Origin of the sequence: Shewanella amazonensis SB2B (assembly GCF_000015245.1) — a bacterium.
In the GTDB taxonomy this organism is placed as follows: domain Bacteria; phylum Pseudomonadota; class Gammaproteobacteria; order Enterobacterales; family Shewanellaceae; genus Shewanella; species Shewanella amazonensis.
This window is the reverse complement of record NC_008700.1, coordinates 60,001-84,610: the sequence shown is the minus strand read 5'-3', so window position 1 is coordinate 84,610 and position 24,610 is coordinate 60,001. Positions and strand designations below refer to the sequence as shown.

The 24,610-nt window shown below is 53.1% G+C and carries 23 protein-coding genes and 2 rRNA genes (1 of these 25 cut by a window edge); 10 read left to right on the top strand and 15 right to left on the bottom strand.

From position 1 onward, the window contains the following. The first annotated feature begins 596 nt into the window (after positions 1–596). Positions 597–1,772, top strand: coding sequence for a MerR family transcriptional regulator (locus tag SAMA_RS00390; protein ID WP_011758200.1), 1,176 nt, complete (start codon positions 597–599; stop codon positions 1,770–1,772). 139 nt (positions 1,773–1,911) lie between these two features. On the opposite strand, the gene SAMA_RS00385 is transcribed toward SAMA_RS00390, so the two are convergent. Both SAMA_RS00385 and SAMA_RS00380 read right to left on the bottom strand, forming a co-directional pair. Then, the gene (locus tag SAMA_RS00385; RefSeq protein WP_011758199.1) at positions 1,912–2,778 is read right to left on the bottom strand and encodes an AraC family transcriptional regulator; all 867 of its coding nucleotides are present in this window, start codon (positions 2,776–2,778) and stop codon (positions 1,912–1,914) included. A 297-nt stretch (positions 2,779–3,075) separates the two neighbouring features. Continuing rightward, complete coding sequence (locus SAMA_RS00380) at positions 3,076–4,278, bottom strand: alpha/beta hydrolase-fold protein (protein ID WP_011758198.1); 1,203 nt, start codon at positions 4,276–4,278, stop codon at positions 3,076–3,078. Positions 4,279–4,495: 217 nt separating this feature from the next. Between SAMA_RS00380 and mtnC the strand changes: the two genes are divergently transcribed. From mtnC to SAMA_RS19030, 5 genes are all read left to right on the top strand, one after another. Next, the gene (mtnC, locus tag SAMA_RS00375) at positions 4,496–5,176 is read left to right on the top strand and encodes an acireductone synthase (protein WP_011758197.1); all 681 of its coding nucleotides are present in this window, start codon (positions 4,496–4,498) and stop codon (positions 5,174–5,176) included. A 105-nt stretch (positions 5,177–5,281) separates the two neighbouring features. After that, positions 5,282–5,716, top strand: a complete 435-nt coding sequence (locus SAMA_RS00370; RefSeq protein WP_011758196.1) for an acyl-CoA thioesterase — start codon at positions 5,282–5,284, stop codon at positions 5,714–5,716. 88 nt (positions 5,717–5,804) lie between these two features. After that, on the top strand, positions 5,805–6,716 hold the full coding sequence (pbpG, locus tag SAMA_RS00365) for a D-alanyl-D-alanine endopeptidase (protein ID WP_011758195.1): 912 nt from the start codon (positions 5,805–5,807) through the stop codon (positions 6,714–6,716). A 1-nt stretch (position 6,717) separates the two neighbouring features. Further along, complete coding sequence (locus tag SAMA_RS00360; RefSeq protein WP_011758194.1) at positions 6,718–6,957, top strand: GNAT family N-acetyltransferase; 240 nt, start codon at positions 6,718–6,720, stop codon at positions 6,955–6,957. Positions 6,958–6,980: 23 nt separating this feature from the next. Beyond that, the gene (locus SAMA_RS19030) at positions 6,981–7,568 is read left to right on the top strand and encodes a HutD family protein (RefSeq protein ID WP_011758193.1); all 588 of its coding nucleotides are present in this window, start codon (positions 6,981–6,983) and stop codon (positions 7,566–7,568) included. A 43-nt stretch (positions 7,569–7,611) separates the two neighbouring features. Here SAMA_RS19030 and SAMA_RS00350 read toward each other — a convergent pair whose 3' ends face one another. The 9 genes from SAMA_RS00350 to SAMA_RS00310 all read right to left on the bottom strand — a co-directional run bounded on the left by SAMA_RS00350 (position 7,612) and on the right by SAMA_RS00310 (position 17,683). Continuing rightward, complete coding sequence (locus tag SAMA_RS00350) at positions 7,612–8,091, bottom strand: NlpC/P60 family protein (RefSeq protein WP_041409564.1); 480 nt, start codon at positions 8,089–8,091, stop codon at positions 7,612–7,614. Between the two features lie 13 nt (positions 8,092–8,104). Beyond that, the gene (mog, locus tag SAMA_RS00345) at positions 8,105–8,635 is read right to left on the bottom strand and encodes a molybdopterin adenylyltransferase (protein WP_011758191.1); all 531 of its coding nucleotides are present in this window, start codon (positions 8,633–8,635) and stop codon (positions 8,105–8,107) included. Positions 8,636–8,751: 116 nt separating this feature from the next. Then, positions 8,752–11,817 carry an ATP-binding protein gene (locus SAMA_RS00340; RefSeq protein WP_011758190.1) on the bottom strand — a complete coding sequence of 1,022 codons (3,066 nt, stop codon included), beginning with the start codon at positions 11,815–11,817 and terminating at the stop codon, positions 8,752–8,754. Next, on the bottom strand, positions 11,817–12,767 hold the full coding sequence (locus tag SAMA_RS00335; RefSeq protein WP_011758189.1) for an ABC transporter substrate-binding protein: 951 nt from the start codon (positions 12,765–12,767) through the stop codon (positions 11,817–11,819). The genes SAMA_RS00340 and SAMA_RS00335 overlap by 1 nt, the downstream gene beginning before the upstream one ends. Before the next feature lie 14 nt (positions 12,768–12,781). Continuing rightward, positions 12,782–13,699: a GGDEF domain-containing response regulator gene (locus SAMA_RS00330; protein ID WP_011758188.1), complete on the bottom strand. Its 918-nt coding sequence runs from the start codon at positions 13,697–13,699 to the stop codon at positions 12,782–12,784. 566 nt (positions 13,700–14,265) lie between these two features. After that, positions 14,266–15,459, bottom strand: a complete 1,194-nt coding sequence (locus tag SAMA_RS00325) for a BaiN/RdsA family NAD(P)/FAD-dependent oxidoreductase (RefSeq protein WP_011758187.1) — start codon at positions 15,457–15,459, stop codon at positions 14,266–14,268. A gap of 70 nt (positions 15,460–15,529) precedes the next feature. Beyond that, complete coding sequence (gene gpsA / locus SAMA_RS00320) at positions 15,530–16,549, bottom strand: NAD(P)H-dependent glycerol-3-phosphate dehydrogenase (RefSeq protein WP_011758186.1); 1,020 nt, start codon at positions 16,547–16,549, stop codon at positions 15,530–15,532. 6 nt (positions 16,550–16,555) lie between these two features. After that, a complete protein-coding gene (secB, locus tag SAMA_RS00315) occupies positions 16,556–17,035 on the bottom strand; it encodes a protein-export chaperone SecB (protein ID WP_011758185.1) in 480 nt (159 codons plus the stop codon). Between the two features lie 219 nt (positions 17,036–17,254). Then, positions 17,255–17,683 carry a rhodanese-like domain-containing protein gene (locus SAMA_RS00310; RefSeq protein WP_041409561.1) on the bottom strand — a complete coding sequence of 143 codons (429 nt, stop codon included), beginning with the start codon at positions 17,681–17,683 and terminating at the stop codon, positions 17,255–17,257. A 237-nt stretch (positions 17,684–17,920) separates the two neighbouring features. On the opposite strand from SAMA_RS00310, the gene gpmM reads away from it, so the two are divergent. From gpmM to SAMA_RS00290, 4 genes are read left to right on the top strand one after another with little or no spacing between them, the layout of a single operon-like run. After that, positions 17,921–19,462, top strand: coding sequence for a 2,3-bisphosphoglycerate-independent phosphoglycerate mutase (gene gpmM / locus SAMA_RS00305; protein WP_011758183.1), 1,542 nt, complete (start codon positions 17,921–17,923; stop codon positions 19,460–19,462). A 5-nt stretch (positions 19,463–19,467) separates the two neighbouring features. Continuing rightward, positions 19,468–20,604, top strand: coding sequence for a murein hydrolase activator EnvC family protein (locus SAMA_RS00300; RefSeq protein WP_011758182.1), 1,137 nt, complete (start codon positions 19,468–19,470; stop codon positions 20,602–20,604). 30 nt (positions 20,605–20,634) lie between these two features. Further along, positions 20,635–21,831, top strand: coding sequence for a S41 family peptidase (locus SAMA_RS00295; RefSeq protein ID WP_011758181.1), 1,197 nt, complete (start codon positions 20,635–20,637; stop codon positions 21,829–21,831). 21 nt (positions 21,832–21,852) lie between these two features. Then, positions 21,853–22,605, top strand: a complete 753-nt coding sequence (locus SAMA_RS00290; RefSeq protein WP_011758180.1) for a divergent polysaccharide deacetylase family protein — start codon at positions 21,853–21,855, stop codon at positions 22,603–22,605. Here SAMA_RS00290 and SAMA_RS00285 read toward each other — a convergent pair. The 4 genes from SAMA_RS00285 to SAMA_RS00275 form a co-directional block, all read right to left on the bottom strand. Further along, positions 22,580–23,035, bottom strand: a complete 456-nt coding sequence (locus SAMA_RS00285; protein ID WP_011758179.1) for an Rrf2 family transcriptional regulator — start codon at positions 23,033–23,035, stop codon at positions 22,580–22,582. The two genes, SAMA_RS00290 and SAMA_RS00285, sit on opposite strands and share 26 nt — an antisense overlap. A 15-nt stretch (positions 23,036–23,050) precedes the next feature. Then, the gene (locus tag SAMA_RS19025) at positions 23,051–23,302 is read right to left on the bottom strand and encodes a YkgJ family cysteine cluster protein (RefSeq protein WP_011758178.1); all 252 of its coding nucleotides are present in this window, start codon (positions 23,300–23,302) and stop codon (positions 23,051–23,053) included. 148 nt (positions 23,303–23,450) lie between these two features. Then, positions 23,451–23,566, bottom strand: a 5S ribosomal RNA gene (gene rrf, locus SAMA_RS00280). A 191-nt stretch (positions 23,567–23,757) separates the two neighbouring features. Beyond that, positions 23,758–24,610: ribosomal RNA gene (locus SAMA_RS00275) — 23S ribosomal RNA — on the bottom strand (it continues 2,041 nt past the right edge of the window).

The following is a 24,610-nucleotide window of genomic DNA, read 5'->3' as shown; positions in this document are numbered from 1 at the left end:
ATCAACGGCTTGTCCTTAAGCAGAACCATATATATAAATCACTGCTACCACTGAGTGAGCCCATGATTTTACACAAATTAAACAAAACACCAACCAATGACAGAGTACTGCTAGAAAAGGCGTAACTCAGGTGCCAACAAATACCAGGCTAAGTCAGGCGACCTGCTATCAAATCACGCTTGCGGTGCAGGCGTCCATCGAGAGTTGGATGCGCGGCGCGGCACGCAGATTTTCGTGGAAGAGCAGCCAGATATCCTGAAAAAGGTAAGGCGAACGCCATACCGCTAGTACACAGCAGCAAGCAGGGTACAGCCAGTGACTTCAAAAAAACACTCACGCCTCACATTTTTTCATCAATATCATGCGCTTAATGATTATCCACCTCCGCTTTTGCCGCAATGCCTGCGGTAGACAGGATGGATAGATTATCGACACACCTGTTGCATTTTCGCACCGGGGCGAGCGCGCCGCTCATTATCAAAAAAGCCGCACATGCTGTTGACCTGTCTATAGCTTCATAGTTTAAGTTTTCGTATCTCGACGAGAACCATAGCCTCCAATAGCCGGTTCCCAAACAACAAAAACGGAAGCAGCCGATGACACTGCGTATTTCACAACTGGCACAAAAGTTCGGATTATCGCGATCGACCCTGCTGTATTACGAGAAACAGGGGCTTATCCGCGGCAGACGATTGGATAACGGCTATCGGGTATACAGCGAAAATGACCTGCAGCGACTGATCTTGATCCAAAAGCTGCAGGCGGGCGGTCTCACCTTAAAAGAGTGCCTGGCCTGCCTCGATGCACGCATTGACAAAGCGCTGCTGCAAACCCGGCTTGCCGAGCTGGACGCCGACATTGCCCAAAAGCAGGCTTCGCGGACTTTGCTGGCAGCCCTTCTGGGCGAAGGCGATTTGAAGGCGTGGCACGAGTCCCTCACAAAGGAAGCGCCCGAGGCGCATCTGGATTGGTTACAAACCCAGGGCTTCAGCGAAAAAGAAGCGCTGCACCTGACATGGCTATCTAAAGATATGAACGAACACGACAAATTTATGGCCGACTTTATGCAGATTTTCTCCCCGCTGACACGCTGGGCGCCGGGCAGCGAGGCCGACACCTTAAAAGCGCTGGCATCCGTGCCGCTGACGCCAACACGGATTCTCGACATAGGCTGCGGCAAAGGCCTTGCGACCCGAATGCTGGCGAAGCACACGAAAGCCAGCATCACCGCCATCGATAACGAGGAAGACGCCCTCACTGAGCTGCAACAGCACCTTCAGCACCGCAATCTGGCCAGCCGGGTCAGCACCCTGTGCGCCAGCATGACGGACATACCACTACCGGCGGCGAGCGCCGATCTTATTTGGGCCGAAGGCAGCGCTTATATCATGGGGGTCGAGCAGGCGCTCAAGTCATGGCGTAAGTTGCTGGTCGATAACGGCGTGCTGGTCCTCAGCGATCTGGTGTGGCTGACAGACGACAAAGCACCTGAGGCCGTGGCCTTCTGGCAGCAGGACTACCCCGCCATGACCTCAGTCGAGGCGAGAATGGCGCAAATGCAGGCGGCGGGTTTTGAGGTTATTGACAGCTTCAGCCTCAGTAATGAGGCCTGGAAGAGCTTTACCGGCCCACTGGCAGCGCGGGTGGATGAGGTTTCAGAGCAGCTGGCAGGCTCGCAGGCGTTAGCCAATGTGCAGCGGGAGCTTGGTATTTTCAGCCGCTTCCTCGGCCAGTTTGGCTATCAGTTCTTCGTGCTGCAAAAACGGGGTTAACCTTTTAACCGCCCATTCCTCCGATTATCGGCAAATTCCCTCCGCTCAGGGTTTCTCACTGTAGCGGGGTTTTTGCCTATTCTGAAATTCGCTCTGCATAGCAATGCTGAAACGCTCGCGACGCAGAGCGGCCTTGGTCTTAGTTCAGTGGCACATAAATGTCTGTGATAAGGTCGCACTCGTCTACCTGGTGCACAAAGTTCAGGTATTCGAAAAACAGTGGCGCTTCCCGTACGTTTTCACCGCTGTGGGGCAGCCAGTCGCGGAAAAAGCTGTAGATGCTGGTATCCATATTCGCCTGGCTGCCAAGATGACGGATAACGGCGTAGCGGCCACCAGCGATTTCACCATTTTCCACGCCCTGTGGATTTGCCGGTACGGGCACATTAATACTGCCCGCTACCTTAAAGCGAAAATCCTGGGCCGGCATGGTGGCCGGGTCGCCATTGGGAATGCCAAAGGTGCGCGAGCTGGCTATAGGTGACAGCCCGGTTTGCTTGCGCCATTCGATAAAACGGGCACTGGTATCCAGCACCCGCGCCGGATTACCCTGATGTTCCAGCCAGGCCACTGACAGGCTCGGCATCTCAATCAATTTTATGTCCATGTTGGCTCCTGTTAACCCTCGCTGGGGCACCTTGATAAGCTCCATCACCGAGTGCAACAGCACCCAGTCAGGTGTTTGTCGAAATGCCGAAGGGCTGAGACCAAGCTCACGCTTAAAAGCGCGGCTGAAGGCCTCGGCGCTATCGAACCCGGCCTCCAACGCGATATCGAGCACCCGCAATGAATGCTCGAACCCAAGGCGGAACGACGCCCGTTTCAGCCGTTGCAGCTGCACAAAGCGCCCCAGCGGAATGCCAAGCCCGGCTGCAAACAGCCGATGAAAGTGAAATCGCGACAAGTGTCCCACCCGGCTCAAACGCTCGAGGCTGAGTTCTTCATCCAGATGGCGGCTGATGTAGTCACACACCCTTGCAAGTCTTGGGTCCAGTCCAGTCGGCACAGTGTCTGCCAGGGCACTTTCAAGCGTTACAGTTGAACTTGATGACTTCTGTAGTGACTTCACTTTCTGCGCTCGCTTCTCACTTCTCCAGGCACCCTTGTATTCCCCCGTCCCCAAAAGGGGTTGCATTTCGACGGCCCCAGTGTGCCAAATCTCAATCACCCCTGCCTGACCCATATTGCTGAGTTTGTATCCAAACCCAAGCGTGCCCCATTCAACACGCCATTCCACACAGGGCACACAGCAAGGCTGATTTAGGGTGGTAGGATGAAAGCCCCGGCTCTGCGGGGCTTTATATTAGTCTCGCAAGCTCAGCCGAACCGATTCGCCCTCCCTGCTTGCCCGGAGCTGAATCAGCATTCGCTGGTAATGACGCTGCCAGAAGGGATGATTGGTCAGCGTCAGCGCCTGCTCAAGCTGCCCGGCTGCATCCTTGTTTTTCCCCAAGGATGCCTGGATGGTGGCAAGCTCAAACTTAAGGCTGTGATTGCCCGGCAATGCTGTAACAGACTCGGTCAGCACCGCCATCGCCCGTTGCGGTGCGTCCGGCAACGAGGCCTTGGCCAGCGCTATCAAGGCCCCCTCAGCTGAGACATCAAAGCCATAAACCTCCCTGGACAGACGCAGGTAATGCGCAAGGATTGCGGCTACACCCTGCCGACTGATGGCGCTGTCGGCAGCCAGAGGCTTATGCACCTCGTCAAACACAAACTCTATGCCACGGGCCACGCCCAGCACCGGCTGAGTCATGTAATAGCTGCCATCGAACCTGAGGCTTTGCCACTTAAGGCTGGCTGGCGCATTGGCCTTGAGCACAGCTTCCAGCTCGGCGAAGGCGTCCAGCTCGCCACGCTCAAAATCGCTGTCACTGGTGGAGAGTTGCAAAAAGCGGGTCTTGCCGGCAAGGGATTTATCCAGGCCTTTAAGCCGGTTTTTCGCCTGCGACAACACCTTGGCAAAGTCTTCACTCAGCACCGGGCTGATGGCGATATAAGCGTTGAACAGCGCAGGCCGCCTGAGCAATGCGTGCAACACCAGGCCGCCATTGCCGGTAAAGCCGCTGACTATCTTAAAGCCATTGGTTGGGTATTTGGCCTCAATGGCGGGAAGCAGTGCTCGTTCAACGAAATCCAGCAGAGCTTCATCACCGGTTTCAATGGCTGCCGATTTAAGCTTGCCCAAGCCTTGATGGCCATTGGGCGGAGTGATCACTATGGTTTCCACCCACGGCCAGCCTCCATTGTGACTCATCCAGTCCTGCATTCCTGCCAGCAGCGGCTGTGCGCGGGGGTGCCAGTCGAGCATCAGCACGTATTTCTGGGTGTTATCTTCGCCATAGTTTGCAGGCAAGGTGATAGTAAAGGTGGCGGGCTCATCCCCCAGCAGCGGCGAGCGAATCTCAATCGAGTCTGACGAAAGGCGTGCTGCCGCCTGAACCTGTGGCGAAAGAGCACAAACACTCAGCAAGCTGCCAAGCAATAAAGTGATGATTATTCTCATTGAATGTCCTGTATTGGCGTTTTTTTATCCTTATCCGCGTTCAAGCTAAAGTAGCAGCCAGGGCATCGCAACTGAAAAGTCTGCATCGGGGCCAGCGCCACAGGGATTTCAGCCGTTCAACTGACCGAATTCTCTGGCAAAGGGGCGCAATTCACTTTAGGATCTGCCTGCATCTTGGGCACTGTCTTTTGGCAGCAGTTAGTGGAGTATCAATATCATGGGTATCAGAGCCATAGTCGTAGACACCGCCGGCACCACCACGGATCTCAACTTTATTCAGCAAACCCTGTTCCCTTACTCCGCCAAAGTCATGGCCGATTTTCTGCGCGAACATCAGCACAATCCATTGGTGGACTATTGCATCGGCGATGTGCGTGATATCGCCCTCGAAACCGATGCCGACATCGATCGAGTGGCCGAGATTTTGGTGCAGTGGATTGCCGAAGACCGTAAGGTGACGCCGCTGAAAACCCTCCAGGGCCTGATTTGGAAGCAGGGTTATGCCAACGATGAGTTCAAGGGACACATTTACCCTGACTTTATCGATGCCATAAAAACCTATCGTGCCCAGGGTTTACGGGTCTACAGCTTTTCTTCAGGCTCAGTGGATGCCCAAAAGCTGCTGTTCAGCCACAGCGACAGCGGCGATCTGACCGAGTTGTTCAATGGCCACTTCGATACCCGCACCGGCAACAAGCTCGACAAACAGGCCTATGCCAACATTGTTAACACCATCAGCCTGACACCAAGGCAGATCCTCTTTGTTTCCGATGTGGTTGAAGAGCTGAAAGCCGCCGAAGCCGCTGGCATGATCACGTGCCAAATGGTGCGCGAACCCTCTCAGCGCACCGGTAAGTACCGGATTATTCAGAGCTTCAGCGAACTTAATTTCGAATAAGTTCATGGTTCTGAAAACGCCCCGCACAGCGGGGCGTTTTTGTTGTTCTTGAGCACCGGGCAGACCCCTGTTAAGCTCGAATTTTGTTAAACAATCGTTTGAATTATGAAATCTGTCTCAGACCTCTGTACCCACATCAGCAAAATCACCGTTGCCTGGGGCGAAATGGATGCCCTGCAGCACGTGAATAACGTAGCCTATTTCCGCTACTTCGAAACCGCCCGCATCGGCTTTTTTGAACAGCACTTCCCGCTGGAAAGCATGTATCGCCATGGTCTTGGCCCCGTGATCAGCGAAAACCAGGCCAGATACAAGCGACCCGTGACCTATCCGGACGTGTTGCATGTGGGTGTGCGGGTGAGCGATATACACCCGGATCGCTTTACCTTGCACTACGAGGTATTCAGCGAGGCTCAACAGGCCATCACCACCACCGGCAGCTCCATTGCGGTGATGTTTGATTTCAAGTTGGGACGCAAAGCCGATATGCCGTCAGAAATGTTGGCAACGCTGAAAAATCTTTCAAAAAGCGAACCTTGACGGCTTGTGATTGTCTCACCCTTGATTACACTTGAGGTATTGCCGCGCAGACGGCAAGCAAACAATCACTTTATCATTGGCATTGCGCATGAAATCCAAATTGTTCAAGTACATCAGCCCTCTGCTGATGCTCGGCCTGCTCTCGGCGACCAGTGCTCAGGGCGCGGTAAAATCAGACGCCAAACCCACTCAGGAACTGGCTTCATACAGTGCACTCCTGGTCGATACCAAAACCAACGAAGTGCTCTATGCCAGTAACCCCCATCAGGTTGTTCCTATTGCCTCGATCTCCAAGCTGATGACTGCCATGGTGACCCTGGATGCCAAGCTCCCGCTCGGGGAAAAAATCGCGGTTGAAGTCAAAGACAACCCCGAGATGAAAAACGTCGTTTCCCGCATCCGGCTTGGCAGCACCCTGAGCCGTAAAGAAGCCATGTTGCTCACCCTGATGTCGTCGGAAAACCGCGCCGCCACCACCCTTGCCCATCATTACCCCGGAGGATATCAGGCCTTTGTGAAGGCGATGAATGCCAAGGCCAAGGCATTGGGTATGACCAACACCCGCTTTGTTGAGCCCACAGGATTGTCGGTACACAACGTGTCTACCGCCGCCGATTTGGTGAAGCTGCTCAAGGCCGCGCAGGATTACCCTCTACTGGGCCAGCTCTCTTCGACACCAAGTAAGTCGGTAACCTTTGGCAAACCCAGATACAGTTTGGCGTTTTACAACACCAACCGACTGGTCAACAAAGACAATTGGGACATTCGCTTAACCAAAACCGGTTTCACCGATGCCGCCGGACACTGCCTGGTGATGTTGACCAAGATGGCCAAACGGGATGTGGCCTTTGTGGTGCTCGACTCTTTCGGTAAACAAACCCACCTCGGCGATGCCGGACGCCTGAAAAAATGGCTCGAAACCGGTAAAGTCAGCCCACTGCCTGACTCCGCCAAAACTTATAAAGAACAACGCAAGCGTGAGCGTAATAACAAGGCATAACATGGATGCTGTGATCCACGATAAAACCAATCAGGTATTTTTATTAGCGGCCAACGGCGTGGAAGCCAGGCTGGAGTACCACCGCCAGGGTGACTGTATCGACTTCAATCGCACCTTCGTTCCTCCTGAGCTCAGGGGGCAAGGTCTGGCCGAAAAACTGGTCCGCTACGGGCTGGAATGGGCCAGGAAGCAGGGGCTCGACATTCACGCCAGCTGTTGGTACGTTCAAAAATTCCTCTAAGACATGCGGTTGAAGGAAACCCAATGCCGATACATCTGGTGGCAGCCAAAGATTTCGTGACCAATGATTGGGCCGGTGGCAGCACAACTCAGCTGCTTATCCACCCCAAAGGCAGCAGTTTGGCTGCCCGTGACTTTGAATTCCGTCTAAGCTGTGCCCGGGTTGAACAATCCGGTCAATTCAGTGATTTCAGTGGTTACGATCGCCTGCTACTTGTATTGGAAGGTGCCATGAAGTTGAGTGGCAACGCTCTGTCCGAAGCCCGGGTTCAGCACGCCGATAGCAGTCCCTGGGCCTTCGATGGTGGTTTGAGTGTGCATGCCGAACTGACAACGGCTGTGGTGGAAGACTTTAACCTGTTTGTGCCCAAGGGAAGACTGAAATTGGCAAGCCGGCAACAACTGGCTGAACATCAGCGCTGGCATCAGGCTGCCGAAGCGGGCGCGAGTGTTTACGGGGTGTTCCTGCGCAGTGGCCAGGTCAGTATCGGTGACATCCAGCTGAGCAGCGACCATCCGCTGATAATTTCCTCTACGCCGCTGAATCTACTCGCCGAGGCACCAAGCGATTTGGTGGCGTTCGCCATTGGCTGCCGCTTTCCGCAGCCCTGATATCTCTCCCGGGACCAAGGAATTGGTCTTGTGTTGGTTCTTCTCAATGATATCGACGTATCTGGCGGAATTTTTGCTGCCAGTAGCCGTTATCGAGGGTGGAAATTATCACGCCCTGGCTGGTCGATGCATGCACAAAGCGCCTGTCCCCAAGAGAAACCCCAACGTGCCACAGTGTCCAGCCGGTTTTAAAAAACACCAGGTCGCCACTTTGTATCTCATCCTCTGATACCCTGCGCCCCAGGGCCAGTTGATCCTCGACCGTGCGGGGCAGACTCAATCCGGCAAGGTCACGATAAACCAAAAAGCTGAAAGCGGAGCAATCGATACCGCGCTTATTCATGCCGCCAAGGCGATAAGGCACGCCCTGCCATTCACTGTAGAACGCGAGGAGCCGCGCTTGAGACAGCGGCTGACTTACCTGTATCGCCTCAGGCGGCGCTCGCTCGGGGCGGGAGCTGCAGCCAATCACCACCATGGCCAGCAGCATGCATGCGACTCTCCTGACCATGGCAGTATTCATTTGCCCTAATCGCCTACTTTTTAGGGCGGAATGGCTTGATAACTGACTCATCGCATTCCAGGAAAGGACCGTCCATCAAGTCAATACAGTAAGGAATGGCCGGAAACACCGCATCCAGGCATTCACGAATGGACTTGGGCTTGCCGGGCAGATTCACTATCAGCGTGTCATCCCGCAGACCTGCCGTTTGCCGTGACAAAATAGCTGTGGGTACAAATTTCAGCGATTCGGCCCGCATCAGCTCACCAAAACCCGGCATCATGCGATGACACACGGCCTCGGTGGCCTCCGGTGTCACATCCCGTTTTGCGGGGCCGGTTCCACCGGTGGTGACAATCAGGCAGCAACCCTCATTGTCTGCCAGGTCAATCAGAGTCGCCTCTATGTCGGCCTGCTCGTCCGGTATCACACGATACAGGCTTTCCCATTCGCTGGTCAGATAGGCATTGAGGGTTTCAATAATGGCGTGACCCGACAGGTCTTCGTAAATGCCGGCGCTTGCGCGGTCACTGACGGTAACAATCCCGATTTTGGCTTTGGCCATGAGAGCTTCCTTCTGGCGAGAAATGGCTGCCGGTACGGCAACTTAACAGTTGCCTAAAATAACATATTCACCGGCACACCCAAGTTTCTTCGCCAAATAAGACGACCATGGTCAAATTATGCTGTCGGCAATTGGCTTTGTTCCAGTGTACGTCGTAATACGTCGATAAATTCCGCCTGATGCGCCTCCAGGTACACCCAATCCAGGCGGCGGGCGGCCATTTCCATTTCTTTGGCGACCCCGGCCAACGGCGACATACACAGATTGCCCGCAGCCCCCTTGATGGCGTGTACGGCAGTGCGCACCGCTGCGAAGTCCCTGCGGCCCATGGCGCTCTCAAACGCCTCGAGATACACGGCCATTTCTTCGGCAAACACCTTGAGGATATCACCCAGCAGCTCGCTATCACCAGACATCAGCTCAAGGGCACAGTGACGGTCAAACAATAAGGTGTCTGCCGACAAAGGGTTTGACGGTGCACAGGATGTGCTGTCGAGGGGAATATAGCGCTCGAGCACCCTGGCAACCTCCGCTTGGTGTAGTGGCTTGGCGATATAATCATTCATACCTGCCTCAAGGCAGGTTTCCCGGTCGCCTTTCATGGCATTGGCTGTCATAGCGACGATTTTGATATCTTTATGTTTCTGTCCAGCCTCACCTTTTCTAATTGCTTGGGTGGCCTGATAGCCATCCATTTCCGGCATCAGGCAATCCATCAAAATAAGGTCGTATTGCCGATGTTGCAGTGCCGCAAGTGCCTGCAAACCGTTGGTGACCACTTCCACATGCTTAAGCCCAAGGTTTCTGAGCATGCCCAGAGCGACCATCTGATTCACCTTATTATCTTCCACCAGCAGTATCTGGGCTGAATCGTTGAGCTGGCTTTGTGTGTCATCCGGCAACACCACGTCGTTGCCATCACTATCGCTTAATATGTCCACCAGCTTAAGTGCCTGCATAGGCCGACACAGATAGTGGCAACTGCTTAAGATTGTGGGGGCCAATCCAATCTGTTGTCTGTGGGAAATGATGGCTAAAAACTTAAGCCCTTTTTCGGTGGCGAATGCCGCCATCTTTTGCAGCTCTTGTGTGATAGACACCAGGTGCTCTGGTACCGAATAAATGAGCCAATCCGCAGCCGCCAGCGCCGGCGTTTGTGCCAACTCCGTATTGGATTCCAGAAGTGCTGGCCTTAACTGCCATGAATCGAGTAATTCGAACAACATTCGCTCAGAAGCACCAAGCTCGCCCGCGAGCAAAGGTGCGCGGCAATTCAGCGCAGGCGGCCACTCGGCACCTGAAGCCGCCTCGGACTTAAGCCGTAAATGGAACTTGAAGGTACTGCCGGCATCTTCAGCACTGATGACCCGAATATCGCCATCCATGAGTTCACACAAACGTTTGGCAATTGAAAGCCCAAGTCCGGTACCACCGAAATGGCGGGTAGTCGTAGAGTCGGCTTGGGTAAAGGGCGAGAACAGTACTTCCTGCTTGTCCTTGGATATCCCAATCCCCGTGTCTTCAATACTCACCATCAGTGACACGCCGTTTGCAGTATCTTCAGACGCCTGCACCCGCACGGCTATCCAGCCGACCTCAGTAAACTTAATGGCATTACTCACCAAATTGACCAACACCTGTCTGATCCTGCCGGGGTCACCTCGCACCCAACGCAGATGGATACCGGAAATGTCCAGCAACAGCTTCAACCCTTTGGCTTCGGCCCGAATCGCAAAGGGCTGGATAAAGTCATCCAGTAACTGAATAAGATCGAATGGCACCTCATCAATTTCAAACTTACCTGATTCGATCTTGGAAAAGTCGAGAATATCGTTGAGCAGGGTCAGTAACGATTCGGCGCTGGTAGAAGCCACATCCAAATAATGTTTTTGCTGAATCGACAGCTCGGTTTTCTCCAGCAAAGAGAGGATACCAAGCACGCCATTCATGGGTGTGCGTATTTCATGGCTCATGCACGCGAGAAAATCCGCTTTGATCCTGGATGCCGCCTCGGCTTTTTCCCGTGCCTCGACTAAATCGGCGTTTTTATGCTCCAACTCCAACGCATAAGATTCAATTTTACGCTCGTTGGCTTTGATGGGCGTCAGGTCTTCCACACAGGCAAAAAATCCCACCACTTCGCCATCATTGGTCACATCCGGAACATAGGTTGCCTGAAAGTATTTGTCGTCAAACTCGGCATCGAATACTTGCTGATTCCCCTGCAGCGCTCTCAATTGATAAGGCACTATCAACTCTTCGACCGGTGGGGGCAACACGTCTGTCACTGAGCGGCCCAAAACCTCAGCTTCACTTTTGCCCAGCCAAACCAAATAACGACGATTGATAAAACGGTAGCAGCGTGAGGCATCCACATACGCCAGTTGGACCGGAATAACATTAATGACTGTGTCTATGTAACGGCGCGAATCCTCCAGCTCTTTGGCCTGCATTATGCGCTGACGAATTGAGGCATTGTAGCTTTCAACCAGCAGGCCCAACTCATCGTCGGCTTTGAGCGCAAGTTCCGATTGGGGATCGGCCTCTATCTGACGCCGAATGGCATTAATGGGCCCGAGTACTACCTTCTGTTGCACCAGGGTGTTGATGAACAGCAACAACATAAAGCCCAACGACTGGATCAGGATGAACTCCATAAATCCCTTTTGCGCGGCCTGTTCAAGGGCGGCGGGATCATAAGCAACATAAAGCACAAACGGTCTCAGTCGCTGACGCTCGGGGGAGATAAGGTACAGGAGTGCTGTTTGGTGGATTACACCGTCTTTTTCCAAAAAGGGATCGTCGCTGTTTTTGGTGCGAGTGTTACGGATGAGTTGTTGAACCTGGCTGCCAAAACTTTCGGCCACTGTGCGGCCAATATGTTGAGCGTGATTATCGGCGGTAATTTTTTCGCCTTCGATGAGACTGATACGGCGAATGGACTCCTTGGTTGATAACGCTCCCATTACACGCTGCACATCGCTGCGATTGGCTTTGGTTTCAAGCGCCAGATTAAGACTATTGACCAAGTCGGCCATCTCGTGTCGCGCAACGTCCCGAATTCGTTCACTGACATCGTTTTGATAATAGAGTCCCACCAGCAAACACACGCCTATGGCAAGTAACGCCGTAGCCATATTCAGCTTGTAACCCAAACTCTTGCCGCCGCCAAGCCACTTCATCAACGGCTCCCGGCAATATCAAACATTCCAATAACGTGGCTACAATCACTCTCCAGCACATCAATCCTCCTTAACGTAGTGCACACGGATCTTGCCATGTTTTCCAATCCGGCAATGTCATCGAACATCACCTGATTTTCTTTGGTATTCAACAAATGGATATCATTGAGTACTTGCCTGAACTCTTCGGGGGGGATGCCTTCTCGCCGTGCCATAATGGCTATCGCTTCAGTGGGATGCTCTTGAACGTAGTCCAGTGCCTGCTGCCATACCACTCTGAGCTTGGGAACAAAGTCTGGGTGACGGGCAAGCGTTTCGGCGGAAATCGACAAAGTATCGAGTATCTCGCCGGGGATCTCCTTGGTAGAAAACACCTGATGCACCCCCTCTTGCTTCATGGCGGCCAGAGAATAAGGCGGATAGGTAACCATGGCGTCGATAAGGCCAAGCTGCAAGTGGCGGGGACCATCACCCTGCTCAACATTCATCACAGTGACGTCATCCAATGTCAGGCCATTGGCCGCCAGGGCCCTAGCGAGGATAAAAATTCCCAGCGAGCTCACCTCACAGCCTATGGTTTTGCCTTTTAAAGAAGGAATATCGCCATACTCTGTTTTGGCGAGTATCACATCGCCACCATCAGAGTAGTCTGCAGCCAATACTACTTTGACCCGTTTACCTCCAAACGCCTCAACCTGGACTGCCTCAATCATGGTGCTGGTAAAACCAGCAACCCTACCGGACAGATAGGCGCGCTGGGCATCAGACAGAGTCGCCACCTGGACAAATCCCACATTGAGCCCCGCAGCCTCATAAAAGCCTTGTTGCTGAGCCAGGTAAAGCACCTCGTATCCCGGCCAGGGATTGATGGCGATGATGATTTTTTCCTTGGGCTCACTGCAACCACAAAACAGCAGAGCGATCATCAGCAACAGACAAATTCTTCCCATGCCTTGGCACCCCGTTAATCAGTCGAGACCTTGCCCCGCAGGGCCGGCGCCTCAGCCCGGTGACACACAACACAGTTTCGTCCCTGTGTTTTGGCGCGATACACCCCATCATCGGCCAACACCAACAAATGGGAGAAGTCAGCGTTATAGGGGCTTGCCTCTACCAACCCAAAGCTGCCGGTAACTTTAATGCCGTCTGGCTCTAAAGCCTCCAGCAGGTGTCTCAGATGCTCAACCTTGGCAGCAGCATTATCGAGGCTACAGTCCATCAGCATCACAAACTCTTCCCCTCCTAAACGGGCGACGACATCCTCCCGGCGCATGTTGGTGCTGAGCAAGCGGGCAACCTCAATCAGTACCTTGTCGCCAACATGGTGGCCATAGTTATCGTTTACCCGCTTGAAATGGTCCACATCCATTAACACCAGCGTCATGGGATTACGATGGCGTGCCACCCTGGCCAAACGTTGTGATGCGCATTCAATCAAAAAGTGACGGTTATATAGCCCGGTGAGTTGGTCGTGCATCGCCATTGACTGCAACCTGTCTCGCTGCTGCTTGAGCTGTATGTGGGCGCAGACCCGGGCGCGCACTATGGCCGGTCTGATTGGCTTGGTGATGTAATCGACGGCACCGAGCTCCAGCCCATACTGCTCATCTTCATCAGAGTCTTTGCCGGTCACGAAAATGATGGGGATCTCAGCGGTTGCGGGGTCGCTCTTTAGCGCTCTGCAAACCTCATAACCATCGAGGTCAGGCATTACCACGTCCAACAAAATCAGATCGGGCTGAGGCTCGCTGCGGGCGAGCTTCAGGCATTGGGCGCCGCTACTTGCCTCGAGAATTTGGTAAAGTCCCTTGAGACTTTGGCCCATTATCATCAGGTTGGTTTTAACATCGTCAACGACGAGTACTGTGTAAGGCTCCATCATCTCAACTGTCTGCTCCTGAGCTGCATCCCTGTTACTCCCTGTCTGAAAAAGTGTAGCAGCAGATACAGAACCCTATGGGTAAACGCCTTTATTTTATTGGGAAAATGCCAACTCCCGACGTATTACCACAGCGAAGGCATGGCTAAATGCATAGTCATATAACGCCAGCGCTCAGAAGAACAGTAAAAAGGAAAGCAGCCCGAGCAGAGTCAGAAGCAATAGGGAGTAAGTTTCAGAAGACGAGGAATCACACCTAAGCTTTCAAGGAATTCAGCCCTCACTGAATCCGCCAGCGCGGAGTAACTAAAGAATTTAATGTTGTAAATCAGGTGGTAAGAATTGAAAAAAGCAAAGCCCCGCGACACCGCTTACCTGTTTTCATCAGTTTGCTGAATCACTTGTGGCAGAGGTGATTAAGGTGAGCATGTTGGGCTTGGCCCCATTCAGCAGGGGCACCTTCAAGCCTCAGTGGGCAACACACAGACAACGCAAAGCCATCACAACCCTATGAGAGGCCTCGCAGCTTGCCAGTGGCCGGAAAGGTAAAAACGTAAAACGGAAGACTGTTAAACAGCCTCCCCTGCAGCATGACCTGAGCTCCACGCCCATTGAAAATTGTAGCCGCCGAGCCAGCCGGTAACATCAACCACTTCCCCAATGAAATAGAGCCCCTTGCAGGCCTTGGCTTCCAGCGTTTTGGAAGAGAGTTCATCGGTACAGACGCCCCCCAGAGTCACTTCGGCTGTGCGATAACCCTCAGTGCCACCTGGAGCGATGGACCAGTTGGCAAAATAGTCCGCCAAGGCCTCCACTTCCGCCTTGGAAAACTGATTCAGTGCCTTATCTGGAATGGCACCTATTTCCTGTAACCGCTCCACAAACCGTTTCGGCAGCAATCGAGATAGCGCATTCTTGATTGACAATTTTGGTGATTCAATACTGATTGTTTTGTACCAATCGACAAAGTTCAATCCGGGCAACAGATCTATGCTCACAGCTTCTCCCGGTTTCCAGTATGAAGAGATTTGCAATATGGCAGGCCCGGAAATCCCTCTGTGAGTAAATAGCAGCGCCTCTGAGAAGGACTGGCCAGAAGCCGAGGTAACAGTCACCGGCAAACTCACCCCGGCCAGACACTCAAAGTGGCTCTTGTCTTCCGGCTGCAGGGTAAAGGGCACCAAGCCAGCGGTCGTAGGCAGCACCCGCAAACCAAACTGCTGCGCCAGCTTGAAACCGAAGGGGGTCGCACCAAGCTTTGGCATCGACAAGCCGCCGGTTGCAATCACCAGAGACTCGCAGCTGAAGTGGCCTTCGCTGGTGTGCAGTTCAAAGCCGGTTTCCGTTTTGCTCACGGTAAGCACCTCGGTGCGCAGTTGAATCTTTACGCCAGCCCAGTCACATTCCGTGGTCAGCATCTCCACTATCTCTTTGGCCGACTCATCGCAAAACAGCTGCCCAAGGGTCTTTTCGTGATAGGCGATACCGTGGCGCTCCACCATGGCAATAAAATCCCACTGGGTGAAGCGCGCCAGAGCCGATTTTACAAAGTGTGGGTTGGCACAGAGATATGCCGAAGGCTGGGTTTGCAGATTGGTGAAGTTACAGCGCCCACCGCCACTGATAAGAATTTTACGCCCAAGCTGCTTGGCGTTGTCCAGCAGCAGCACATCCCGGCCACGGTAACCTGCCGTCAGGGCACACATAAGCCCCGCAGCTCCAGCGCCGATAATGATGACCTGATGATGCTTGCACTCCGACATCCGCCTGCTACTCCCGGACATAAAAAAAGGACGCCAATTCTAGCATCCTTTTTCGGCCTCAGTACGGCTTTTAATCGGCCGCAGCTGTCTCGGATTTTTTCTCGCGGGCCAATAATTCTTTGGCGGCATCCAGCGGGGATTTGCCCTGGTAAAGTACTGCGTAGATTTGCTCTGTGATGGGCATTTCAACCCCAAGACGTTTCGCCAGAGTGAAGACTTCCTTGGTGTTGCGATAACCTTCAACCACCTGACCGATTTCGCTCTGGGCGGTATTCACATCACAGCCCTTGCCCAGAGCCAAACCAAAGCGACGGTTGCGCGACTGGTTGTCGGTACAGGTCAGCACCAGATCCCCAAGACCGGCCATCCCCATAAAGGTCGCCTGCTGGGCACCCAGAGCCTCGCCGAGGCGGCTGAGTTCAACCAAACCACGGGTGATGAGCGCTGTACGGGCGTTGGCACCAAAGCCTATGCCGTCACTCATACCGGCGCCGATGGCAATCACGTTTTTGACTGCGCCTCCCAGTTGCAAGCCGATAAAGTCGTCATTGGCATACACCCGAAGGCGTTTGGGGCTATGGAGTAACTCCACTAAATCTGCGGTAAAGCCGGCATCTGTGCCTGCAACCGATATTGCTGTTGGCAAGCCAGCGGCCAACTCTTTGGCAAAGGTGGGGCCAGACAAAACCGCCAGCGGGAAAGCATCACCCAATGCATCGCGGGCGACATCCTGCAGCAAGCGGCCAGTTTCAGGCTCCAGGCCTTTCGTGGCCCATACGATACGGGCATCGGCACGGAGCAAAGACTTGGCCTGACGCAATACATCACCAAACACATGGCTCGGAACCACCACCAACACGTTGCGCGATGCGGCCAGCGCCTTGCCTAAATCGGCCTCCATCACCAAACAATCTGGGAAGCTTATTCCGGGCAAAAAGGCGGCGTTGCAGCGCTCGCGGCTGAGAGTGGCGATATGCTCGGGGTCATGACCCCACAGCAAAGTCTTGTGTCCGTTACTGGCCAAAGAAATGGCAAGGGCGGTGCCATAAGAGCCCGCCCCCAGTACCGTAATATCGGCAGTGTCTTTCATCGCTTGTTACGCGTTGGCTTCTTCAGTCGGCTGCGCAGCAGCGGCGCGCTGTTGCACGTACTGGGCAAACAGAGCATCAAAGTTTACCGGTGCCAGGTTCAGCTGAGGGAAGGTACCGCGGGAAACCATGCTGGCCACAGATTCACGGGCATATGGGAACAGGATGTTGGGGCAGTATGCACCCAGAGAATGCGCCAGTTGCGGCTCGGTCAAACCACCGATGTGGAAAATACCGGCTTGTTGTACTTCACACAGGAAGGCGGTTTCGTCGCCGTTTTTGGCAGTCACTGTCACAGACAGAACCACTTCAAAGATGTCATCAGCCAGCTTGGTGCTGCGGGTATCCAGATCCAGCTTCACTTCTGGATTCCATTCTTTCTGGAATACAGCCGGGCTGTTTGGAGTCTCAAAAGACACATCCTTGGTGTAAATACGTTGAATGTTGAACTGTGGGGCTTGTTGTTCGTTATTTGCTACTTCAGCCATAATTTCCTACCTATCAATCAATCTGTTAAGTCGGCTTTTTCATTGAAAGCCATATAGTTATGGGCTGGGCTTTTGAGGCCGCAAAGGATCTCAGTACCGTCCCGGTTCAGATCTTGCCAGCTAAAAAAACTTCAAAAGCCTTCGCCGACTAAAAGGGTAACGGATGTACCCGCGAGAGCGACGTCAGTGTCGCTCCCCAAACAACCTGTGGTGCAGTGCTTAGCGCTTCTTTACCGGCAGGTTGGCCGCTTGCCAGTCACCCATACCGCCTTTGAGGCTGTATACCTGCTCAAAACCTTGAGCAACCAGCAACTGCGCCGCCTGAGCAGACGTCATGCCAGCGTTGCATACCAATATAATGGGGCTCTTCTTGGCGCTTTCAAGGGCAGAAATCTGATTATTTTTGATTTCTGACATGCTGATGTTCATCGCATCGACGATATGACCTTTGCGGAATTCTTCTTTACCGCGAACGTCTACCACCTTGGCATTTTGTTTGTTAACCAGCTGAACCAGCTCCTGGGTGCTGATGTGCTTCACCTTGGAAGTCATAGACTTAACGGTTGTAATCACCACAGCCAAAAACAGACCCAGCCAAGCCAGGCTGAGCATGGGGTTTGCCCTGAAAAACTCGATGTATTCTTGCATGATATTCCGTCTGTAAGGATACCTGAAACAATGTGGGCAGTGAGTATACCATCAAGACACCAGAATGCAGCAAATCGCCCCGGCAGTCAGTCAATAAGCCCGACTCTTTCACAAAATCCGCCGATGGTCGCAATCGGGGCAAATGCCTTTGTCCCCCGGGAGCTGTCGTAGTAATATTTGAACAATTTTCCGATTCCAACACTTCTTCCAATTATCAATTTTGAGGTTAACTCCAAGATGACAGCCAAACGTCCTCTGGCATTACTGATCCTCGATGGCTGGGGCTATCGTGAAGATCAGGAAAGCAATGCCATTTTCCACGCCAACACTCCGGTGCTGGATAACCTGAAAGCCAACTACCCCAACGGCTTGATCTCCGGCTCTGGCCACGATGTGGGTCTGCCCGACGGCCAGATGGGTAATTCTGAAGTAGGCCACATCAATCTGGGCTCCGGTCGAATCGTGTATCAGGAGCTGACCCGCATCAGCAAAGCCATCGAAGATGGTGAGTTTGATGACAATCCGGCCCTGTGCAAAGCCGTGGATGCTGCCATCGCCGCCAATGGCGCCGTGCACATCATGGGGCTACTGTCACCCGGTGGCGTACACAGCCACGAAGAACACATAGAAGCCATGATCCGCATGGCGGCCAAGCGTGGCGCCACCAAGGTGTACCTGCATGCCTTCCTCGATGGCCGGGACACACCACCACGCAGTGCAAAAGGCAGCCTGGCGCACTTCACTGAACTGTTTGCCTCATTGAACGCGGGCCGTATTGCCTCTATCGTTGGCCGTTACTTTGCTATGGACAGAGACAACCGTTGGGATCGCGTCGTGCAGGCCTATGACCTCATCACTCAGGGTAAGGGCAAGCACTCGGCCACCAATGCCGTCGATGCACTGGAAGCGGCCTACGCCCGTGACGAGAACGATGAGTTTGTCGCGCCCACAGCCATTGTGGATGCCAATGGTGACAGCGTATCCCTTAACGACAATGATGCGCTGATTTTCATGAACTTCCGTGCTGACCGTGCCCGTCAAATCAGCCGCAGCTTTACCGATCCTGCCTTTGCCGGATTCGAGCGTGCCGTAACGCCAAAAACGCACTTTGTGATGCTGACCGAATACGCCGGCGACATTCAGGGCGACATAGCCTTCCCATCGGAAGACCTGGTGAACACGCTGGGTGAAGTACTGCAAAACAGCGGCAAGACGCAGCTGCGCATCTCCGAAACAGAGAAATATGCCCACGTCACCTTCTTTTTCAATGGCGGCAAAGAACAGCCATTCGACGGCGAAGACCGTATCCTCATTAACTCTCCCAAGGTAGCAACCTATGACTTGCAACCCGAGATGAGTTCAACAGAGCTGACGGATAAATTGGTGGAAGCGATTGAATCTGCTAAGTATGATGTCATCATCTGTAACTATCCCAATGGGGACATGGTCGGACACACAGGTAATTTTGATGCCGCCGTTAAAGCCTGTGAAGCCGTAGATACCTGTATAGGCCGTGTGGTGGACGCGCTGGCCAAAGTAGGCGGTGAGTGTCTTATTACTGCCGACCACGGTAACGCCGAGCAGATGCGTGACCCATCGACAGGCCAGGCACATACCGCCCACACCAGCGAACTGGTACCCTTCATTTATGTTGGACGGGATGCCAGCATCGCCGAAGGTGGTCGTCTGAGCGACATCGCACCCACCATGCTGAACCTTATGGGACAGGACATTCCGGCAGAAATGACCGGTCGTGTGCTCATCACCATCAAAGAGTAAGCCATTTGTCACAGCACTTACTGTGGAAAGCCGGCGTAATCGCTGGCTTTCTTTTGCTATCACCGCCGCTCCAGGCCGATGATCTGGCGCGGCGTCAGGCCGAGCTTAAATCACTGCAAAGTCAGATAGCCAAACAACAAAGTGCACTCAAAGACACCAGTAAACAGCGGGAAAAGTTGCTGGGACTGCTTAAAGAGGATGAGCAGGCCATCGCCAACGTCGCCAAGGCAATGGCAATCACCCAAGCTAATCTCAAAGCCGTCGACGGTAAGCTTGATGGCCTCAAGAGCCGCAGTAAAACCCTCAACGCTCAGAAAGCCACCCAGCAGGAGACTCTCTCCAAACAACTGGCGAGTGCCTACCTTGCCGGGAACCACGACTACACCAAGATGCTGCTGAGCCAGCAAAACCCCGCCACCATAGAGCGCATGCTGGCCTATTACCAGTACCTCAATAACGCCCGCATCAAGGCCATCAATGAGCTGAAACAGACCATGGATGAGCTGAGACAAAACCATGCACAGCAGCTTGATGAGCAAGAAAAGCTCAGTCAGCTGGCCATTGAGCAGCAAGCTCAGGTGAAAAAGCTCGAGTCAGAGCAGGCTCAGCGCCAGGCAACACTGAAAGAGCTGCAAAAAACCTTAAGCTCTCGGGGCGCTGAACTGGAGCAATTGCAAATAGAAGAGGCCAGCCTTAAACGGGTATTGGAACAGGCTGTAAAAGCAGTTAAGGCGAGCCCTAAGCTGATAGGCCTGGGTAACCAGCGTGGCAAACTGAACTGGCCAACCAAGGGACGTTTAAGTGAAGCCTTTGGCAATACCCGTTCGGGACAAATCAAATGGAAAGGCGTGCTGCTCTCTGCGCCGGAAGGACAGAGCATAAACGCAATTGCAGATGGAAAAGTCATATACGCCGACTGGCTAAAAGGTTTTGGTATGGTATTGGTACTTGATCACGGCCAGGGCTACATGAGCCTTTATGGCCATGCTCAGGCGCTGCTTAAAAGCCCTGGGGACACGGTCAACAGCGGCGAAACCATCGCACTGGTAGGACGTTCCGGTGGTCAAACTCAGCCTGGCCTATACTTTGAAATAAGGCACAAGGGGCAGGCTGTCGACCCGGCAAACTACTGCAGGCGTTGATATCAGGCTCCCACTGAACAGGGGGCCTTTATGAAGCAGTTCATCCGTTATCTCGGCGCGACGGTGTTCGGTTTGGCGCTGGGCATTTCCGTAAGCCTCTCCGGGCAGGAAAACGCCCGCTCGGTGCTCAGCCAATATGACTACCCTCTGCTGGTAGACATTATGGATACCATTGAGACCTACTATGTGAATCAGATAAGCAGGGATGAACTTATCGAAGGTGCCATCGAGGGCATGTTCAAAAAGCTCGACCCCTACTCGGGCTACCTGTCTCATCAGGATCTGATCAATATCCGCGATACAAACCGGGGGGAATATTTCGGCTACGGCTTCGAAATCGCGTCTGACGATAACCTCATCCGTATTGTGTCACCTTTTTCCGACTCTCCCGCTGACAAAGCCGGCATTATCGCTGGCGATACCATTATCGCCGTCAACTCGCACCAAGTGGCTGACATGGACCTCAATGCCGTGCTCGCTGAAATCCGCTACCACAGTCTGAATAACCTGCCGCTAACCCTGACTCTGGAACACAGTGACAAAATCAGCTATCAGGTCACCCTGAGGCCTGCGACCATTTCAGTTGCGTCAGTTCAGGGACGTTGGTTAGAGGGTGAAATTGCCTACGTGCGGCTCACCAGCTTCCAGGACAACACCACAGAAGATCTGGTAAAGCAGCTCAGCCAATGGAATTCGCCCAAGGGACTTATCCTGGATTTACGCAATAACCCGGGTGGCCTGCTGGACCAAGCCATCAGAATTGCGGACCTGTTTCTGGCAAAGGGGCGCATAGTCTCAACCTCAGGACGCTACTTCGATGCGAATTCTGACTACTTCGCCTCGCCCCAAACCCTGATGACCAATGTGCCCATGATGGTGCTTATCAATAAGGGGTCTGCCTCGGCTTCGGAAGTGCTTGCTGCGGCGCTGCAGGAAAATGGCAGGGCTCTGCTTATCGGTGAGACCAGCTTTGGCAAAGGCACAGTACAAAGTCTTATCCCCACCCTTAACATGGACAGTGCAATAAAGTTGACCATAGCCCATTACAACACCCCAAAAGGCCATGATATTCATGCCAAAGGGATAGAGCCTGATATTAAAATTGCCGCTCAGAATACTGTTAAAGATGCGGGTGATATGCCTATAATCGGCTCAGAACAACGTAAAACACAACTTGAAGATCAGACCTTGGCATCGGCCATCGCCTGGATTGAAAACCAAAAATAACTACATAATAACGATAACTTAGTGCGCTATTTGATTGGTTTGCTGCTTGCAGCAGGTATGTTTACAGCCCATGGGGCACAACTGGCTATCATCATCGACGATATCGGTTATCGTCATACCGATGAGGATGTCCTGTCACTTCCAAAAGATATTACCCTTTCCGTAATCCCATCGAGCCCCCTCGGCGTCAAACTTGCCAGTAAAGGACATCAAAGGGGCCACGAGATCATGCTCCACCTCCCCATGCAATCATTGAACGCCAGACCTTTGGGTCAGGGCGGGCTTACCAGTGATATGGATGAACAGGAAATCAAGCGCAAAGTGGATGATGCCATGGTGAGAATTCCCTTTGCCAAGGGGGCAAATAACCACATGGGTAGCATGTTGACACAGCTCGACAGCCATATGCTGTGGGTGATGGAGCGGCTGAAACACAACAATTTGTATTTTGTCGACAGCTTAACGACCAGGTACAGCAAGGCCGGGGCTAAAGCCGAACAGGTGGGAGTGCCTTTACTTAAACGCCACGTGTTTCTCGATAATGACACCAGTAAACGCGGCCTGGAAAAGCAATTCAAACTTATGATGGAGCAGGCTCACCAGCAGGGATTTGTAGTGGCTATCGCTCACCCTCATCCCGCAACGGTAAAATTCCTCAATGCCAACCTACACCGGCTCCGGGATGAAGGGATAAATCTGGTACCTACGTCTGAGCTGCTGCCATATCGCCTCGCCCAGAAGCAAGGGACTAGCCCAGCTGTAAGATTGAAATAGTCGAGTCCGGCAACAACGCCAACAGTTCATCCCTGTTTGTCACTATATCCGCCAACTGGTACTGATCCAGCACCGCCAGATATGCCTGCACCGCATTCGCCAATACTCCCTTTAACTGGCAGGCTGGGAGCAATCTGCAAACGGGTTTGCTGCAATTGATCGGCGCTAAGGAATGCTCCAGCTCGCGCACCAATGCACCAAGGTTTATCTCTGCTGCAGGCTTGGCAAGCCTAAACCCGCCAGCCTTGCCCCTGACGGTCTGCAAATAACCGGCTTTACCCAGATGATGAATAATTTTGGATACATGGTTGGGCGACAAATCAAATACTTCAGTGATCTCGGCAATCCGGAACAGGGCTGTCCGCTCAGGTTGAACAGCCATATACATCAGGGTGCGAATCCCAAAATCCGTATAGCGGGTCAGTTGCATTTAGCTCACCTACAATCAGCTGGTTTGTGTCTCGAGGGAAGTAATAATCCAAAGTGCTTCGGCATTGTTGCTGCCACATACATCTCTCGTGGCTTTAAAGTCACAACAGACGTCAGGCCTGTCGGCGTGGCCGAAGATAAGGCACAGGTTGTCATCGCTTAGCTGAACACAACGCACACCAGCGGGCTTACCATCAGGCATCCCCGGAATGGGGCTACTGATAGAGGGGGCGATACAGCAGGCACCACAACCCAAACGACATTCCACTTCCGTTTCTCCGATTATACCGATGAAAGCAAATTCACTCAGTTCTGAACCGCAATAGTGCCAACTGCCGCACGCAATTGAAATAATCGAGCGGTAAAGCAAATGCAAAAAGGCCACCCGTTAGGGTGGCCTCTTCGTCTTATTAGGCGCTTGGCAATGACCTACTCTCACATGGGGAGACCCCACACTACCATCGGCGCTGCTCCGTTTCACTACTGAGTTCGGAATGGGATCAGGTGGGACCAGAGCGCTATTGTCACCAAGCAAAATTTTGTCCGGAACAAAATTTCACGCACTTCAGTGCGCCCGTTAGGGTCAAGTACATGGATGTACTTGATACAATTCTGAACCAGGTAATTTAGAAAGCTGATGCTCTATCGAGCTTGAGTTATCACTTCAATCAAGTCTGGTCTCTTCAAGACTATCTACTACCATCTGAAACCCATCTGGGTTGTATGGTTAAGCCGCACGAGTCATTAGTACAGGTTAGCTCAACGCCTCACAACGCTTACACACCCTGCCTATCAACGTCCTGGTCTCGGACGGCTCTTCAGTGGACTCAAGGTCCAAGGGAAGACTCATCTTGGGGCTCGCTTCCCGCTTAGATGCTTTCAGCGGTTATCGATTCCGAACGTAGCTACCGGGCAATGCCATTGGCATGACAACCCGAACACCAGCGGTTCGTTCACTCCGGTCCTCTCGTACTAGGAGCAACCCCCCTCAATCTTCCAACGCCCACGGCAGATAGGGACCGAACTGTCTCACGACGTTCTGAACCCAGCTCGCGTACCACTTTAAATGGCGAACAGCCATACCCTTGGGACCGACTTCAGCCCCAGGATGTGATGAGCCGACATCGAGGTGCCAAACACCGCCGTCGATATGAACTCTTGGGCGGTATCAGCCTGTTATCCCCGGAGTACCTTTTATCCGTTGAGCGATGGCCCTTCCATGCAGAACCACCGGATCACTATGACCTACTTTCGTACCTGCTCGACGTGTCTGTCTCGCAGTTAAGCTGGCTTGTGCCATTACACTAACCACACGATGTCCGACCGTGTTTAGCCAACCTTCGTGCTCCTCCGTTACTCTTTGGGAGGAGACCGCCCCAGTCAAACTACCCACCAGGCACTGTCCCTAGTCCAGATTCATGGACCGAGGTTAGAACATCAACACTACAAGGGTGGTATTTCAAGGTTGACTCCACGAGAACTGGCGTTCCCGCTTCAAAGTCTCCCACCTATCCTACACATGTAGGGTCAATGTTCAGTGCCAAGCTATAGTAAAGGTTCACGGGGTCTTTCCGTC